At 41.2% G+C, this 238-nt stretch carries 1 protein-coding gene; it reads left to right on the forward strand.

The window, feature by feature from the left end; all coding sequences use genetic code 11:
* Positions 1-28 precede the first annotated feature (28 nt).
* On the forward strand, positions 29-238 hold a 210-nt coding region (locus tag Q4519_RS22085; RefSeq protein ID WP_303516132.1), incomplete at its 3' end, for a DUF2938 family protein.

Genomic DNA, 238 nt, shown 5'->3' on the forward strand with positions numbered 1-238 from the left:
TCATAACAATACTTAGGAGCATTCTTATTTGAGTGATGAATTCTCAATATCCCAGCTAGTAGCGAACACCTTGCTTATTGGTATCGGTGCAACGGCAATAATGGTTTTTTGGGCCATATTGCTACAACGTGTATTCGGTATTGTCCCAATGAATTTTGCTGTTGTTGGTCGATGGCTTGCATACATACCAAAAGGGACATTAAGCCATGACAATATCGGTGCCGTTAAACCGGTGAAC

This window comes from Motilimonas sp. 1_MG-2023, assembly GCF_030547455.1.
Taxonomy (GTDB): domain Bacteria; phylum Pseudomonadota; class Gammaproteobacteria; order Enterobacterales; family CBDFNC01; genus Motilimonas.